We start from the raw sequence: 15,667 nt of genomic DNA on the forward strand, positions 1-15,667 counted from the left end.
TTAAACATTATAACTTGAGGAGAAAACATGACCCTAGCTGTTAAATGCCCTATCTTAGGTTTTGAAGAAACCAAAAATATGGAATTTTCAACTATCGATGAAGTATTTGTAAGACTTAAAAGTCTTGATGGTAAAGACTTTTCTTTTGTTTTAATTAATCCTTATTTGATTAGACCTGATTATGAATTTGATATACCAACTTATTATCAAGAGCTTCTTTCTTTAACACCTGAATCTAATATGAAAATTTTTAATATAGTAGCCATAGCAAAAAGCATTGAAGAATCGACAGTGAATTTTCTAGCTCCAGTAGTCATTAATCTTGATAATAATACTATGGTACAAGTGATACTAGATACAGTTAATTATCCGGACTTTTTTCAAGCTGATCAAATTGCTAATTATATTAAAAAATAATGCTCTATATACTTGCAAATGGAGCTATGGCAACAGCCTTAGCCTATGGATTAAAAGATGATTATGAAATTTGTATAGTAGGAAGAAGTATAGAAAAACTTCAAGCCCTCACCAAAGAAGGCTTTAAAACCTTACTTTACAAAGATTTTAACATAGAAGGTAAAGATGTTATTTTGGCTTTCAAACCTTATGCTTTAGAAAATATTGCCCAAATACTAAAAGGACGAGCACGCATCTTAATCTCTGTTTTAGCCAATGTTGATTTTGAAAAACTACAAACCATCAAAGCTCAAAATTATGTTAGAATAATGCCTAATACAGCAGCTAAATATAAGGCTTCAACTACACCATATATACTTAAAAACTCTCATTTTGAAAATGAAATTTTAGACATTTTAAAAACTTTTGGTTCAGCTTATAAATTAGATAATGAAATACAAATGAATGCAGCTATGGCGATTAGCGGCTGCGCTCCTGCTTTTTTAGCACTTATAGCAGAAAGTATTGCTAATGCTGGAGTTTATGAAGGTTTGTCAAAAGAACTTAGTCTCAATCTTACGCGCTCTTTATTTAAAAGCTCTAGTGCTTTACTAGAACATGAACATCCAGCTATTATCAAAGAAAATATTTGCTCCCCTGGCGGAGTTACAATAAAAGGCATAAAAATACTCGAACAAAAAGGAATTCGCGGAAGTTTTTTTGAAGCCATAAATGCTAGCAGCGCTAAATGAAAAAGGCTTTCATACTTATAGAAAGTATTAGTGCTATAACGATCATATCTTTAATTTTCATTGGCATTTTTTATTACTATACTCAACTTTACAAAAACTATGAAAATTTAAATATTTTTGAAAGACTCTATAAACTTCAAGAAGAATTATATGAAAAGCCCATTTTTAAAACCATCATACTTCAAACTTCAGCCTTAAAACCTATAGTTTTACAAGAACAGTTTGTTAATGATGGTATATTTCAATTTCAAAAATTATACTTTCAAGATCAAAATTATAGCGTTTATTTTAAAGAATGAGCAAAGCTTTTACACTTTTTGAACTTATAATATCACTAATACTTTTTACTTTTATAACTAGCTTACTTTCAAAACCTTTAATGGATTTTTATCATTTAAATTTCACTGCTTTACATACAAACAATCTTATCACTCAAACACATTTAAACTTGCTTAAAATAGAAAAATTAATACAAAATTGTATTAATATTACATTTTCACAAAATACATTAAAATGTCTTTTAAAAGATGAGTTAATTAGCCTAAAAGATAATAAACTTTATCTTATTAATTCTGCTCTTATTTTAGAAAATAATCATACACTTTATTCACCTCATTCTGATTTTAAAACACAACTCCAAAATAGAAAAGATTTATATAATGACAATGAGCATATTAGCTATGCTTATAAAATTAATAAGATTGAAAAAATATCCATCTTAGAAAATGGTATATCTACAAATTTTACAGGTAGTTTTATTCCTTTGCAAGCTCAATTAGTTATCAAATTGCAAAATGAAGAACTTATATATGAAATAAAGCCAAAATTTAATGAACAATTAAACCAACAAGGATTAATTTCTAAAAACATAAGCTCATTTAACCTGCAAAACAATAAATTAAAAATTTGCCTAAAAAGACAAACAAAATATTGCCTTGAAAAAAGAATTTTACTATGAAAAAAGCTTATGTTTTAATTTGGACAATTTTTTTAATACTACTAATAAGTCTATGGATGAGCTTGACCTTAAACATATCTAGCTACACTCCAAAAATAATCCAAGATAGTTATTACTACCTTCAAGCTCAAATTTTAAGTCACAATGCAACACAATTTTCTAAATATTTTTTATATCAAGCAAAGCAAGAAAATAAAGAATGTTTAGATAATATATATTTTAATTACGCAAAAGCTTTGATTAAAATAAAATACTTTTATCCTATTGTACAATGTGTTAATTTTAAATTTTCCAACTTCAATCCCGATGCAAATTTAAGCAAAGATGGTGTTATTATAGCCCACATTAGCATTACTTTAAATCGTGATAAAAATGTCAATGATGAAATTTTACTCACAAAAAGCATTATCATTTATCCCAAAGAAAATTTTTGGAATTTAAAAAATTAAACCAAAGTCTTAGCAAGCTTAACACACTCTAAAAGACTTTGATTTTCGCATATATAAAGATTTTTAAAATTTAAAAGCTTCTTTGCTGTGCTTTGCCCTATAACTACAACCTTATCTTCTTCTTTTAAGCTATAAAATTTTAAAAAATTTTCTACACTTAAAGGAGAGGTAAATATAAAAATAGCAGGATGAGTAAGTTTTTTGTCACCTTTTTTAAAAACATTTTCATAAACAATCATTTCATCTAAATCCACACCTGCATTTTTAAGATCCAAATTTAAAGTTGAAACAATATTTTTAGCCCTTAAATATAAACATTTTTGCGTTTTTAATTCCTCTTTAAATTCAAGAAAAAGATCTTTTCCATAAGCCTTTGATGGAATTTTAATCTTTTTAAAACCTAAATTTTTAGCGTATTGAGCTGTACTTTGTCCTACAGCGTATAAATTGAGTTTAAAATTTAAAGTGATTTTTGCATTTTGTAAGGCTTTTAAAGCATTTTTTGAGGTGCAGATTAAAGCATCATATAAACTTAAATCCACACTAAAATCGTAAAAAATAATCTCATTTAAAATAAGATTTTCCACCCCTTCAAAAGGAGTTTCATTTAAGAGGTAAATTTTCATAGATTTTACGCTTTAGCTCTTTAGCTGCCAAAAAAGCATCTTTAGCATCCATGATCGCCCTAACCACAGCCACACCGCTTAAATTTATACCCTTTAACTCATCAAGCACTTCTTTATCAATCCCTCCTATGGCTACAACCCCTATAGGGCTTTTATCACAAATTTGGCTTAAAAACTCAAGGCTTAAAAGCGAACTTTCTTTAGTAGGCGTTGCCTTAATGGCTCCACAACCTAGATAATTTGCTCCTTGTATGAACTCAAGTTGTTCTAGTTTTTTAAGGCTTAAGCCTATGATTTTTTCATCTCCTAAAAGCTTTCTAGCTAGTTTTACTTCTAAATCTTCCTGCCCTAAATGCACCCCATCAGCATCTAAGGCTAAAGCTATGTCCACTCTATCGTTAATCAAAAAAGGTATTTTATAGGCCTTGCAAAGTTTTTGTACCTTTAAACCTAGTTTATAAAATTCTCTTGCATTAAGCTCTTTTTCACGAAGTTGTATGATACTTACTCCACCTTTTATAGCATTTTCTAAAGTATTTAAAAAACACTCCTCGCTTTTATTTCCCTGAGAAGCAACTAAATAAAGGCTAAGATCTAATTTATTTTTCATCTAAAAACTTGAAAAAATGATTTGTAGGACCACAACCTTTTCCAAGATTGAGTGAATAATAAATCACATTTCTTACATATTCTTTAGCCTCACTAACAGCATAAAATAAATCCTTGCCTTTAGCTAAATTACTAGCAATAGCCGAAGAAAGCGTACAACCTGTACCGTGAGTATTTTTAGTTTCTATGCGTTCGCCTTTTAAAATATAAATTTCTTTTCCATCATAAAGCACATCATTGGCATTTTCTTTACTATGTCCGCCTTTAAGTAAAACTGCCTTAGCCCCCAAGCTGCATAAATGTTTAGCCGCCTTTATCATCTGCTCTTCATTAGCGATCTTAAAACCGCATAAAAACTCTGCTTCAGGAATATTAGGCGTAAGAATGTCTGCAAATTTTACTATGGTTTGTTTGAAAAAATCACAATTTTCTTGCGGCATTAAAGCATAACCATTTTTAGCAAACATTACAGGATCAATCACTATATTTTGAGGTTTAAACTCGCTTAAATTTTTAGCTACACAGCTCATTAATTCACAAGAACCTATCATTCCGATTTTAGTTGCCTTTGGCACTATATCTTCAAACACGGCAAGCATTTGTTCATCTACGCTTTGAGTAGGTATATCGTGTACAGAAATCACCCTTGCGGTATTTTCAGCTACCACACTTAAAACCACACTCATACCAAAAAGATTGTGCGCACTAAAGGTTTTAAGATCGGCTTGTATCCCTGCTCCACCACTACAATCACTTCCTGCTATAGTTAAAACAGGTATAAGTTCGCTTCCTTTTGCTTTCATAATTCTTCCTTTAAAATTTTGATCCATTCTTCACCCTTAGGGCTTAATTTTTGTCCTTTAAAACTCTGTTTTGCAAAAGCTACAATCAAAGCATGAAAAATTTGATAAAGTTCGTAAAGTTCATATTTTCTCCCTAAAATTTTACACAAATTTTCTTGCTCACTCTCTATACCACTTTGAAAAAATTCTCTTAATTCTTCATAATTTTCAAACTCATAGCCTAAGTGAAAAGCCAAACGCAAACTATAACTATCTACAACCAAAATCTCTCTTTTGCAAAGATAATTTAATATCCCATCAACACTTTCAAAACCCAAACCTTTGATATTTAAAAGCCATTCTCTGCTTACATTTGTTTTAAAATTTTCTAAATTTTCATAAGTGTTTATGATACTTTCTACTAAGCCTTTTAAACGCTTGGCTTTGGTATTATAAAATCCGCTAGGCTTGATTAAAGTTGCAAGTTCTAAATTGGATAAAGTATTGATTTGTTCTAAGCTTGCAATATTTTCTTTTTTTAAATTTTCTAAAGCTTTTAAGACATTTTTCCAATTTGTATTTTGAGTTAAAATGACAGAAATTAAAAGCTCAAATTCACTCAATCCTTGATTTTCAAGCCAATCAAAATCATGATAATTTAAATCTAAATTTAAAAGCTTGATAAAAATTTGCGCTCCAGTCATTTAAAATTCTCCTTAAAAGCCAAATAAAATTGCTTTGCAGTACGACCACTTCTACTTGCTCTTAAGGTAGCAAATTCTTTAGCTTTAGCGTGTAAAAGCTCTTTATCGCAAGAATAATCTTTAAAATAAAAATCTATCATCTTTAAATACTCTTCTAAATTTCCTTGATAAAAACTTAACCACAAACCAAATCTATCACTCAAGCTTAATCTTTCTTCGGCAGCATCGCTTAAATGAAGTTCTGTATGTGTGATTTGCGTATCAAGATTGTCAGCAATGCTTTCACTTAATAAATGCCTACGATTTGAACTCGCATAAATAATTACATTATTTGGGGCTTTTTCTATGCTTCCTTCGAGCAAAGGTTTTAAAAATTTATAACTATCATCTCCCTTCTCAAAAGAAAAATCATCACAAAAAAGTATGAATTTAAAATTTTCTAATCTGATTTCATCGATGATATCTGCTAAGGCAAATAAATCTTCTTTATTTAATTCGACAAGTCTTAAGCCCTGTTCTTTAAATTCATTAAATATAGCCTTAATCAAACTTGATTTTCCAGTGCCCTTAGATCCCCATAAAAGTGCGTGATTTGCCCCTTTATTTTGAATGAAATTTAAAGTATTGTCATAAAGTGCTTTTTTTTGACTTTCCATACCTACTAAATCTTTTAAAGTGATAGGATCGATTTCAAAAATAGGCTTTAAATAGTCTTTTCTTGCTCTATAAATTGCTGCATAAATTTTATTCCAATCCATTTTAAGCCTTTCTTAAATGCATTAAAATTGCCTCTAAAATATCATCATCGTCTTTACTTTTTGCCTTGATAAATTCTTTTTCATCATTTAAAGCAGTAAATTGAATATTTTGCTCATAGTTGCTAATACTTTTAAATTTATTTAAAGCTAAAATTTTAATAATAATCAAAGATAAAAATTGCTTAGTATAAACATCAAGTTTTCCAAAACGATCTTCAATTTCACCTTCAATCTCATAAACCTCATGAACTTGCTCACACTTACTAAGCCTTCTATAAAGTTCTAATCTTAAGCGATCTTCGCTGATAAGTTCGCTGTTTAAAAAGGCATTAACATTGAGTTTTAAATCAAGTTTATTTTCTTTTTGATCCACTTCATTTTTACTTAAAGCATTAAGTTCATCTTCTAACATTTTAAGATATAGACTATATCCAATTTGCTCGATATGTCCGCTTTGATCCACGCCTAATAAATTTCCACCGCCACGAATTTCAAGATCATGATAAGCCAAAACAGATCCTGCACCTAAAAAAGAATTACTTTCTAAGGAAACAAGGCGCTTTAAAGCATCTTTTGTGATAATATTTTTATCTTCGATTAAAAAATAACAATAGCCTTGCTTGTCACTTCTTCCCACGCGCCCACGCAATTGGTGCAAATCAGCCATACCAAAACGATCGCTTTTTTCTACTATAATAGTATTTGCATTGGGTAAATCAATACCACTTTCTACGATAGAGGTACTTAAAAGCAAATCATATTCTTTGTTTTCAAATTTCAACATTTCTTCTTCTTGCACCTTAGCATCAATTTTAGAATGTAAAATCAAAATACGCAAAGTAGAAAAAAGTTCTAATAAATGCTTTTTACACTGCTCTATACTTGCAATATGATTATGAATATAAAAAATTTGCCCACTGCGTCTTAACTCTCTTGCTATAACTTCTTTTAAAAGTGCGTCATCATTTTCTTTAACAAAAGTTCTTACATCTATTCTATCTTCTGGTGGAGTTTGTAAAACACTATAAGATTTTATAGAACTTAAAGCTTGATTTAAGCTTCTTGGTATAGGGGTTGCTGACATGGATAAAATATGTGAATTTTGAGTGATTTCCTTAAGCTTTTCTTTTTGTTTCACTCCAAATTTATGCTCTTCATCAATAATAACAAGAGCTAAATTTTCACATTCTACACTTAAAAGTGCATGAGTTCCTACAACTACACAAGCTTTATTTTCTTTTAAATTTTGTAAAACCTGTTTTTTTTCTGCACTACTTGTAAAGCGATCAAGTTTAAAAACCTCTATATCAAAAGGATCAAAACGCTTTTTTAAGGTTTTATAATGCTGATGAGAAAGCAAAGTTGTAGGTGCAAATAAAAATGCGCAAAATCCGCTTTTAACTACTGGATAAATAGCATTCATAGCAACTTCTGTTTTTCCAAAACCCACATCACCGCTTAAAAGCCTATCCATGACTTTTCCACTTTGAAAATCTTGCAAAATTTCATGGCAGGCTTTATCTTGATCACTTGTATAAACAAAACCCGCACTAGCTATAAAATCAGCTTGTCTACTTAAATCCACTGTGATTTTTTTTGCTTGCACTAAAGATCTTTTAGCTGCCATAATAACAATTTCAGAAGCTATGGCTAAAAGTTTAGTTTTTAATTTTTCTTTAAGTTTAATAAAGCTTGTTTTACCTAGTTTGTCTAAACTTGGAATAGATCCACTCACGCCCAAATATTTATCAATCAAATAAAGATTTTCCACTGGTAATAAAAGCTTATCAGAATTTTGATACTCTATAGCAACAAACTCTTTTTTTGCTCCGCTTATCACTATCATCTCAAGACCTAAAAATTTACCCACTCCGTAATCTTCGTGTACTATATAATCCCCATTTTTAAGCTCATCTATAATCAAACTAGCTTTTTTTCTTGTTTTTTGTTTTTCTTTTTGATTTAAAGAAATGATTAGCTCTTCAGGACTAATAAGATTAAGCCTTAAATCACTTTTTACAAAATAGATATTTTGAGTATCTTCAAGCTCTAAAGCTTTAAATAAAGCTTCGTTTTTAGCTAAAAGTGTGATTTTTTTATTTTTATGAAATTCAAAAAAATCTTTATTGTAAGAACTTTGCAATTCTTTAAATTTTTTAGCTTGAGGTAAAATTTTTGCATTCACAAAACTTATATCTTTTTCATATTCGTTAATATCAAACTTTTCACAAGCTAAAAAATCAAGTTCTAAATAATCAAAAAAATCATCAATACACCAAAACCCTAAAGAATTGATATCATGTATTAAAGTATCACTTTGAAAATCTTCTAATTTGTCCTTAAAAATTTCATAATTTTCTTTGTCAAAATATTTTAAAAAAGGACAAATTTCAAAATGTTCTAGTTCGTTAGGAATAGACTTTTGACTTTGCAAATCAAAATATCTTATACTTTCAATCTCTTCGCCAAAAAGCAAAATTCTAATAGGATTTTCTTCATTGATACAAAAAATATCAATAATATCCGCACGAATTGAAATTTCACCTTTATCCTGAACTATATCTACAAATTCGTATCCCAATCTTGAAATTTCATCTTCAAAACATTTCAAATCAAAATTTTGTTTTTTATCGATATGATAATTTTGTAAATGTTTTTTTGAAGGAAGTTTTTTTAAAACAGTATTTAAAGGAGAAATAAGGATTTTTTTTTCTTCTTCTTTATGATAAGCATTTAAAATCTTGCAAAGATCAAAAAGTTCTTTAGAAAAAGCCCTTAAATCATCTCCAAACTGCGCTCTAAAATCAGGTAAAACAAAGGTTTTTAAACCCTTAAATCGTGAAACTTGAGCAAGTAAATCTGCTTGTTTTTCATCTTTACAAAGCAAAAGTTCACAAATTTTTGGATTTTGTAGGTATTCATAAAATGAAGCTTGCATTATTCTTCGTTATTATTTTCAATAAGTTTGATAGTATCTTCTTTAATTTTACTAGTTCCATTAAAACGACCGCCATTTTCTATAGAAATTTTTTGCGTTGAAATATCGCCATTAACAACTCCGCCTGCTAAAATTTCTAAACTATTGGCCTCAAGTTGCCCTTCAAAATACCCATTTACTACAATTTTATCTGCTTGTAATTCACCTTTTAAATTTCCATTTTTTCCGATAACCACAATGCTTTCAGAATGAATAATACCACTTAACTCTCCATCAACATGAAGCATAGAAGCAAAATAAAATTTACCCTCAATTCTCGCACCTGAAGAAATTACTGTTGTTTCTGAGCTAGAGCTGGATGTTGGGCTGATACCGCCTTTATTAAAGATTGCCATGGAACTCTCCTTTCTTGATTAAAAAAATCATTCATATTTTTTCTTTGCAAATTTAAAAAATACAAAGGTTCTAAAGTTTTATTAATAAACCTTACCTCATAGTGCAAATGCGGCCCCGTAGAAAGACCTGTATTGCCACTATAACCTATCAACTGCCCCTTGCTAACAAATTGACCTGCTTTGACTACTTCTTTGCGCATCATATGAGCAAATACTGTTTTAAAACCAAAATTATGCAATAAAATTACATTATAACCATAGCCGTTATCACTATAACCTGAAAATTCCACTACTCCACTTGCTGGTGCATAAATAGGAGTACCAATTTCCGCTCTTAAATCAATACCAGGATGAAATTCCCTTCTTTTTAAAAGCGGATGCTCTCTCCAGCCAAAATTTCCTGTAATGCCTTTATTTTCAATAGGCCATCCATTAGGAATTTGTCCCAAAATTCCAAGTTGCTGCTCATTGGTAAGCTGAAGATTATCAAGTCTTGCACTAATTGTAAGATTATTTTCTGCTTCTAAGCCCAAAGCCTCTTCAAAAGAAGCTATTTTATCTTCTATAGCTGCATACTGCTGAGTTTTTTCTTCTATGCTTTTTTGCATTTGCGAATTAGATAATTCCAATTCTTTGCTTTTTTTCAAAAGCTCCTCACGCTTTTCACTGATATCGCTAAGTTTGCTATCGAGATATTTGATATAAAAACCACTAAAAACTAAAAATAAAACAATAAAAGCAATAGTATAAAAAACTATTTTTTTAATTATTTGATTTAAATAAAAATGTCTTGAACCGTTAATATCTGTAATGGTAATAGTGAATTTATTTTTTACCACACCACTCCTTTAAAAAATTTTCTACCAGCATAAAAGAACCAAAAACTAGATTTTTTTTATTCTCTTCTAATTTTACAAATTCTTTACATTGTATGCCTAGCTTTGATGCAATACTATAAATTTCATCATCAGCCAGCTTTCGTTCTGCACTTTTATATTTATATATTTGTATTGTATCAATAATAGGCTTTAATGTATTTAAAATTTGAAAAATATCCTTATCCAAATAAGCATTATAAATAAGATTTATTTTTTCTCCTTGAAATTTATCAAGCATAGCCTTAGCAGCCATGGGATTATGACCCACATCAACAAAAAAATTTGGAGAAATTTCTTGGCATCTTCCTTGTAAATTTAACTCTTGTAACTTTTTTAAAGCTTCTAAGGTTTTTTCTTGCGAAGTTAAAATTTCACAAGCCTTTAATGCAAGCTTTAAATTATGCTTTAAAAAACAAGGTAAAACAAACTTTTTACAATAAATCTCAAATTTTTCTTTCAAAAAAGGATTTAAGGAAGAAACTTGCAAATTAGCTTTTTTTAAAAAAGCAATTTTTTTTGCTAAATTTAAAACATTTTGCTCTTGCTCATCACTTATAAGTGCTATAGGCGCCATAACTTTAAGCTTGGTTCTTGCAATATCTTCTAAAGAATTGCCCAAAATTTGAATATGGTCAAATCCAATTCTTGTAAAAATATTCATTCTTCTTTCAAAAACAGAAGTAGCATCATATTCTCCACCCACTCCTGCTTCTAAAACAATGAAATCGCATTTTTGAAATAAAATCATAGCTAAAAAAGTAGCATATTCGAAATAACTTAATTTTTGCAAGTCTTGTTTAAAAATTTCTTCAAGTCTTATATGAGCTTGTTCTAATTCTTCATCATTTGCAATCTTACCATCAAGATAAAATCTTTCATTAAAACTGAAAATGTGGGGGCTAGTATAATGCCCTATTTTATAATTTAAATTTTCTAAAAGTTGGGTTAAATATCTACCCGTACTACCTTTACCATTTGTGCCTACAAGTTGAATTATAGGAATATTTTTAAAATATTTCTTATATTTTTCATACATTCTAAACATCAAAAAACGATCAATTTTATCGTAATTTATACTTTTTTGAGCTAAAAAATTCTCAACTTTCATTATATTTGTTCATCAACTGTTGAAATCTGCTGTATCAACTCATCCAAAATATTAATATTTGGCTTACTTTGTTTATCAAGATAAGCCACATGAATTTTAGGTGTTATGATATCTTGCTTATAAATAAATCTAAAATTTTCTATAGTTTTAAGATTTGTATTTACAAGTTGAATGATTTCTTCTTTACTTTTTCCCGGTGAAACAATCAAATAACTCTTTTCATCTATCATCCACAGCTCATCAAATTCGCTACAAGAATCTTTTAAAATTTTTTTAAATCGAACAAAAATTTCATTCAAACTTCCCATACCATATTTTTCCATAATGAAACGGTAATTTACTATAGAAAATAAAGCTAAAGAATAATTAACTTTATACTTATTAAAATTTTCATCCATTTTATCAAGCTCTTTAAGAACACTCCAAGCCTCTCTCTCCTCCAAGCTTTGCGTGAATTCAATTTGATTATTTAAAGATGTAATTTTTTCTCCAAGTTGTTTAAATTTTAGTTTTAAATCCTCAAAACTAAGTTTTACTTCCCCATTTTCATCTGGTTTTAAAGTATTGATAAAATCCATATTTTTTTCATTCGATTTATTAAGCAAGACAAGCAATTCATAGATTTTTTTTAGATTATCATTAAAAAAATTTAAATTTTTTTGGACATACATATTATCAACCATTATACGATGATTTATAAATTCCATTAGTTCATTTTTAAAATTTTCTTCGCCTATTACAAAAGGCTTTTGTGTTAAATTTTGTATAAAACCTTGAATTTTTAAATCTTCTACCAATGAAGGATTTAAACCCAAGCATAATAATTCACTAAAGTGCTCATAACTGCGCTCTTCAAGTTTAACTAAGAGTTTTTTAATCACGCTATCATAATCATCATATTTACTAATGCCATATTTACGAGCTTGTTCTTCTAAGTCATTTTCATCGTAATTTCTTTCAAGCTCTTTCCATTTTTTAGTAAGCAAGTAAATACTTTCACTATCCATAGTTTTAGAAATTCTAATCGAAGTCACCTTAGCCAAATCTCTTATCTTTTTATCCTTACTTATTTGCAAAGTTTTAGATATGGTATATAAAAAATCAAAAAATTCACTAAATTGTTTTCCGCTTTGTCTATTTAAAACAGAAATTAAAAAACTAATTAGTTCTTCTAAACTTCTTATAGTTTTAGAATTTAATTCTTGTTGATAAATCGGTAAAAGCAAGGTTTTGTATTTGTCAAGTTTAGCTTTATTTGAGCTTGTGATACCATATTTTAAAGATAATTCTTCAAAAATTTCCGTATAATTTTCAGGAGTTGGTTTTAGTTTTCTTTCTTTTAATGCAATTAAAGTTTGCTTTGCTATTTCATTAGTATTTGGAATCATGTTTTTGCCCTTTAATAGCAATTACGGAAATAAACTCATCAAATGCCTCGCTTGAAGCTGCTCGAATAGCCTCATACCTTGCAGAATCACTAATAATACTATTTGGAGAAATTTCAAAATTATAACTTCCACTTGTACTAAAAGCCTGACTTGAACCATCTTTAAAGACAACATTAAAATCTAAATTTAATTTAGCTTTATAACTAATAACATAGCCATTTTTATCATAAGCTAAAGGAATAAATTCTAAATTATTCATTTTAACATTAATTACATCATCTGCCTCGTGTTTTAAAGCAAGTTTACGCCCTAATTTTGAAATTACCATTTCTTTTAAAGTATCGGCAACATAGATACTATTTTTTGGGTCTTGTTGACTTAATTCAACATTAACATAAACTTTCTCATCGAAAATATTATTAGCGATTTTTGATGTAGGAACATATCCACAAGCACCTAAAAATAAACCTATACAAAAAATTAAAATCTTTTTCATTTAATCACCAGATTAACTAGCTTTCCTTCCACATAAATTTCTTTAACTATACTCTTACCTTCAAGCCATTTAGCAGTATTTTCTTTTGCAAAAGCTAAAATTTCTTCTTTGCTCGCACTACTTGAAATTTCAAATTCAGCCCTTTTTTTGCCATTAATACTTACAGCTAAATTTAAAGTATCTTTTACAAAAACCTCTTCTTTAAGTTCTAATTTTTTGAAATTTTTACATTTAAAAAGCTCCTCGCTAAGCTCAAAACAAACATGAGGAATAATAGGCTCTAAAATATTTAAAATAATATAAAAAGCCTCTTGCTCCAAAGCTTCATTTTTACAAAGCGCTAAAGCATTTAAAGCTTCCATGCAAGCTGCAATTAAAGTATTAAAAGCAAAACTTTGATGATAAACTTCAAAAGATTTTTTCAAAGCTTCATATACCTTTAATCTTGCATATTTTTCTTCTTTGTTTAAATTTTCTTGTTTTAATTCTACAAGCTCACCTTTTTTAACATTTTGCGCCCTATCATAAAGTTTGCAAATAAATCTATAAGCCCCTTCAACAGCATCATCATTCCATTCAAGCTCTTTAGCCGGAGGCGCAGCAAAAAGTATAAAAAGTCTTGCGGTATCAGCACCGTATTTTTCTATAATCTCATCAGGATCTACAACATTGCCTTTTGATTTTGACATTTTAGCACCATCTTTTAACACCATACCCTGAGTTAAAAGTCTATCAAAAGGTTCATTTTGCGTTAAATAACCCAAGTCTCTTAAAGCTTTTTGGAAAAATCTCGCATAAAGTAAATGCAAGATTGCATGTTCAATACCACCTATATATTGATCCACACTCATCCAATACTTCACACTTTTTTCATCTAAAGCTTTTTCCTGCCAAGTTTTCTCATCGCTTGCAAAACGTGCAAAATACCAAGAACTTTCAAAAAAAGTATCTAAAGTATCGCTTTCTTTTTGAGCCTCTTTGCCACATTTGGGACAAATACAATTTTTCCAAGTTGGATGTTTATCAAGTGGATTGCCCTCTCCTGTAATTTGCGCATCTTCAGGCAGAGTAATAGGTAAATTTTCTAGTTTTTGAGGTACTATACCACAGCTTTGACATTTAATCATAGGAATAGGCGCACCCCAATATCTTTGACGCGAAACACCCCAATCACGAATTTTAAAATTTACAACCCTTTTTCCTATATTTTTAGCTTCAAACTGAGAAATAATTTTTAATCTTGCCTCATTACAATCAAGATTATCAAATTCTTGACTATGGATTAATTTTCCTGATTTTTGCGTATAAGGTAAATTTTCTTGAGTTTGAATAACTTGTTTGATGGCAAGATTATATTTTGTTGCAAATTCAAAATCTCTTTCATCATGAGCTGGAACAGCCATAACCGCTCCACTACCATAATCAGCCAAGACAAAATTAGCCACCCATAAAGGAATTTTTTCTCCGCTTAAAGGATGAATGGCATAAATTCCTAAAAAATAACCTTCTTTTTCAGAACTTTGTCTTTCTCTTGGGCTTTGATTTTGAATAGCTTTGATTTTATTTAATACATCTTGATTTAATAAATTTTGCGAAAGCAAATTTTGAACAATTTTATGTTCTGGAGCTAAAGCGATATACGAAACTCCATAAATTGTATCTGCTCTTGTAGTAAAAACTTCTAAAGAACTTTCTTTAGTTTTTTGCTTGCTTTCTTCGTCTAAATTTAAAGAAAATTCCAAACCTTCGCTTTTACCAATCCAATTTTCTTGCATAGTTAAAACTTGATTAGGCCATTTATCTTTTAATTCTTCTAAATCTTTTAAAAGTTCCTCAGCATAAGCAGTGATTTTTACATAATAACCTGGCATTTTTTTCTGCACCACTTCATGACCACAACGCCAACATTTTCCGTCTTCAACTTGCTCATTAGCCAAAACCGTTTGATCTTGCTCACACCAATTCACATTTGCTTCTTTAGTGTAAATCAAACCTTTTTCAAACATCTTAATAAAAAATTCTTGCTCAAATTTTGTATAAAGTGGATCTGAAGTAGCAAGCATTCTTTTTTTAGAAAAAGAAAAACCTAAAGAAAAAAGTTCTTTTTTCATATAAGCTATATTTTCATAAGTCCATGACTTAGGATGAATTTTATGTTTAATAGCTGCGTTTTCAGCAGGCATACCAAAGCTATCAAAACCTATAGGATGTAAAACATTAAATCCTATCTTGCGATAATATCTTGCTAAAGCATCACCTATAGTATAATTTCTTACATGCCCCATGTGAATGCGTCCGCTAGGATAAGGAAACATCGATAAAATATATTTTTTAGGCAAATTTAAATCATCTTTTGGCTCAAAATATTCATTTTCATCCCAAATTTTTTGCCATTTTTTTTCTATTAAACTTGCTTCATAAGCCATAAAT

At 29.2% G+C, this 15,667-nt stretch carries 17 protein-coding genes; 5 read left to right on the forward strand and 12 right to left on the reverse strand.

Annotated elements, in window-relative coordinates; genetic code table 11:
* The first annotated feature begins 27 nt into the window (after positions 1-27).
* The 5 genes from fliW to ELQ05_RS00520 are packed head-to-tail and all read left to right on the forward strand — an operon-like array spanning position 28 to position 2,555.
* On the forward strand, positions 28-417 hold the full coding sequence (gene fliW, locus ELQ05_RS00500) for a flagellar assembly protein FliW (protein WP_002852982.1): 390 nt from the start codon (positions 28-30) through the stop codon (positions 415-417).
* Positions 417-1,148, forward strand: a complete 732-nt coding sequence (locus ELQ05_RS00505) for a pyrroline-5-carboxylate reductase (protein ID WP_002932769.1) — start codon at positions 417-419, stop codon at positions 1,146-1,148. Before fliW ends, ELQ05_RS00505 begins: the two co-directional genes overlap by 1 nt.
* Complete coding sequence (locus ELQ05_RS00510) at positions 1,145-1,447, forward strand: transformation system protein (protein WP_002855822.1); 303 nt, start codon at positions 1,145-1,147, stop codon at positions 1,445-1,447. Before ELQ05_RS00505 ends, ELQ05_RS00510 begins: the two co-directional genes overlap by 4 nt.
* Positions 1,444-2,106, forward strand: coding sequence for a hypothetical protein (locus ELQ05_RS00515; RefSeq protein WP_134239833.1), 663 nt, complete (start codon positions 1,444-1,446; stop codon positions 2,104-2,106). The genes ELQ05_RS00510 and ELQ05_RS00515 overlap by 4 nt, the downstream gene beginning before the upstream one ends.
* Positions 2,103-2,555: a hypothetical protein gene (locus ELQ05_RS00520; protein ID WP_032603535.1), complete on the forward strand. Its 453-nt coding sequence runs from the start codon at positions 2,103-2,105 to the stop codon at positions 2,553-2,555. Before ELQ05_RS00515 ends, ELQ05_RS00520 begins: the two co-directional genes overlap by 4 nt.
* Here ELQ05_RS00520 and ELQ05_RS00525 read toward each other — a convergent pair.
* From ELQ05_RS00525 to leuS, 12 genes are read right to left on the reverse strand one after another with little or no spacing between them, the layout of a single operon-like run.
* Positions 2,552-3,181 carry a uroporphyrinogen-III synthase gene (locus ELQ05_RS00525; RefSeq protein ID WP_002866105.1) on the reverse strand — a complete coding sequence of 210 codons (630 nt, stop codon included), beginning with the start codon at positions 3,179-3,181 and terminating at the stop codon, positions 2,552-2,554. The genes ELQ05_RS00520 and ELQ05_RS00525 overlap by 4 nt on opposite strands.
* The gene (gene thiE, locus ELQ05_RS00530; protein ID WP_057042821.1) at positions 3,159-3,791 is read right to left on the reverse strand and encodes a thiamine phosphate synthase; all 633 of its coding nucleotides are present in this window, start codon (positions 3,789-3,791) and stop codon (positions 3,159-3,161) included. Before thiE ends, ELQ05_RS00525 begins: the two co-directional genes overlap by 23 nt.
* Positions 3,781-4,593, reverse strand: a complete 813-nt coding sequence (gene thiD / locus ELQ05_RS00535; protein ID WP_134239834.1) for a bifunctional hydroxymethylpyrimidine kinase/phosphomethylpyrimidine kinase — start codon at positions 4,591-4,593, stop codon at positions 3,781-3,783. The genes thiE and thiD overlap by 11 nt, the downstream gene beginning before the upstream one ends.
* Positions 4,590-5,276, reverse strand: a complete 687-nt coding sequence (locus ELQ05_RS00540; protein ID WP_134239835.1) for an endonuclease III domain-containing protein — start codon at positions 5,274-5,276, stop codon at positions 4,590-4,592. Before ELQ05_RS00540 ends, thiD begins: the two co-directional genes overlap by 4 nt.
* The gene (locus ELQ05_RS00545; RefSeq protein WP_134239836.1) at positions 5,273-6,034 is read right to left on the reverse strand and encodes an ATP-binding protein; all 762 of its coding nucleotides are present in this window, start codon (positions 6,032-6,034) and stop codon (positions 5,273-5,275) included. Before ELQ05_RS00545 ends, ELQ05_RS00540 begins: the two co-directional genes overlap by 4 nt.
* A gap of 1 nt (position 6,035) precedes the next feature.
* The gene (locus ELQ05_RS00550) at positions 6,036-8,972 is read right to left on the reverse strand and encodes a DEAD/DEAH box helicase (RefSeq protein WP_057042819.1); all 2,937 of its coding nucleotides are present in this window, start codon (positions 8,970-8,972) and stop codon (positions 6,036-6,038) included.
* On the reverse strand, positions 8,972-9,367 hold the full coding sequence (locus ELQ05_RS00555; RefSeq protein ID WP_002868630.1) for a polymer-forming cytoskeletal protein: 396 nt from the start codon (positions 9,365-9,367) through the stop codon (positions 8,972-8,974). Before ELQ05_RS00555 ends, ELQ05_RS00550 begins: the two co-directional genes overlap by 1 nt.
* Complete coding sequence (locus tag ELQ05_RS00560) at positions 9,304-10,206, reverse strand: M23 family metallopeptidase (protein WP_002866112.1); 903 nt, start codon at positions 10,204-10,206, stop codon at positions 9,304-9,306. Before ELQ05_RS00560 ends, ELQ05_RS00555 begins: the two co-directional genes overlap by 64 nt.
* A complete protein-coding gene (locus ELQ05_RS00565; protein WP_070317080.1) occupies positions 10,193-11,353 on the reverse strand; it encodes a folylpolyglutamate synthase/dihydrofolate synthase family protein in 1,161 nt (386 codons plus the stop codon). The genes ELQ05_RS00560 and ELQ05_RS00565 overlap by 14 nt, the downstream gene beginning before the upstream one ends.
* A complete protein-coding gene (locus ELQ05_RS00570) occupies positions 11,353-12,741 on the reverse strand; it encodes a hypothetical protein (RefSeq protein WP_002936721.1) in 1,389 nt (462 codons plus the stop codon). Before ELQ05_RS00570 ends, ELQ05_RS00565 begins: the two co-directional genes overlap by 1 nt.
* Positions 12,725-13,237: an LPS assembly lipoprotein LptE gene (gene lptE / locus ELQ05_RS00575; RefSeq protein WP_070317079.1), complete on the reverse strand. Its 513-nt coding sequence runs from the start codon at positions 13,235-13,237 to the stop codon at positions 12,725-12,727. Before lptE ends, ELQ05_RS00570 begins: the two co-directional genes overlap by 17 nt.
* Entirely contained in the window at positions 13,234-15,663 is a 2,430-nt protein-coding gene (leuS, locus tag ELQ05_RS00580; protein WP_070317078.1) for a leucine--tRNA ligase, read from the reverse strand. Before leuS ends, lptE begins: the two co-directional genes overlap by 4 nt.
* Between the last annotated feature and the right edge of the window lie 4 nt (positions 15,664-15,667).

The organism is Campylobacter sp. US53, from assembly GCF_004378995.1.
GTDB lineage: Bacteria > Campylobacterota > Campylobacteria > Campylobacterales > Campylobacteraceae > Campylobacter_D > Campylobacter_D jejuni.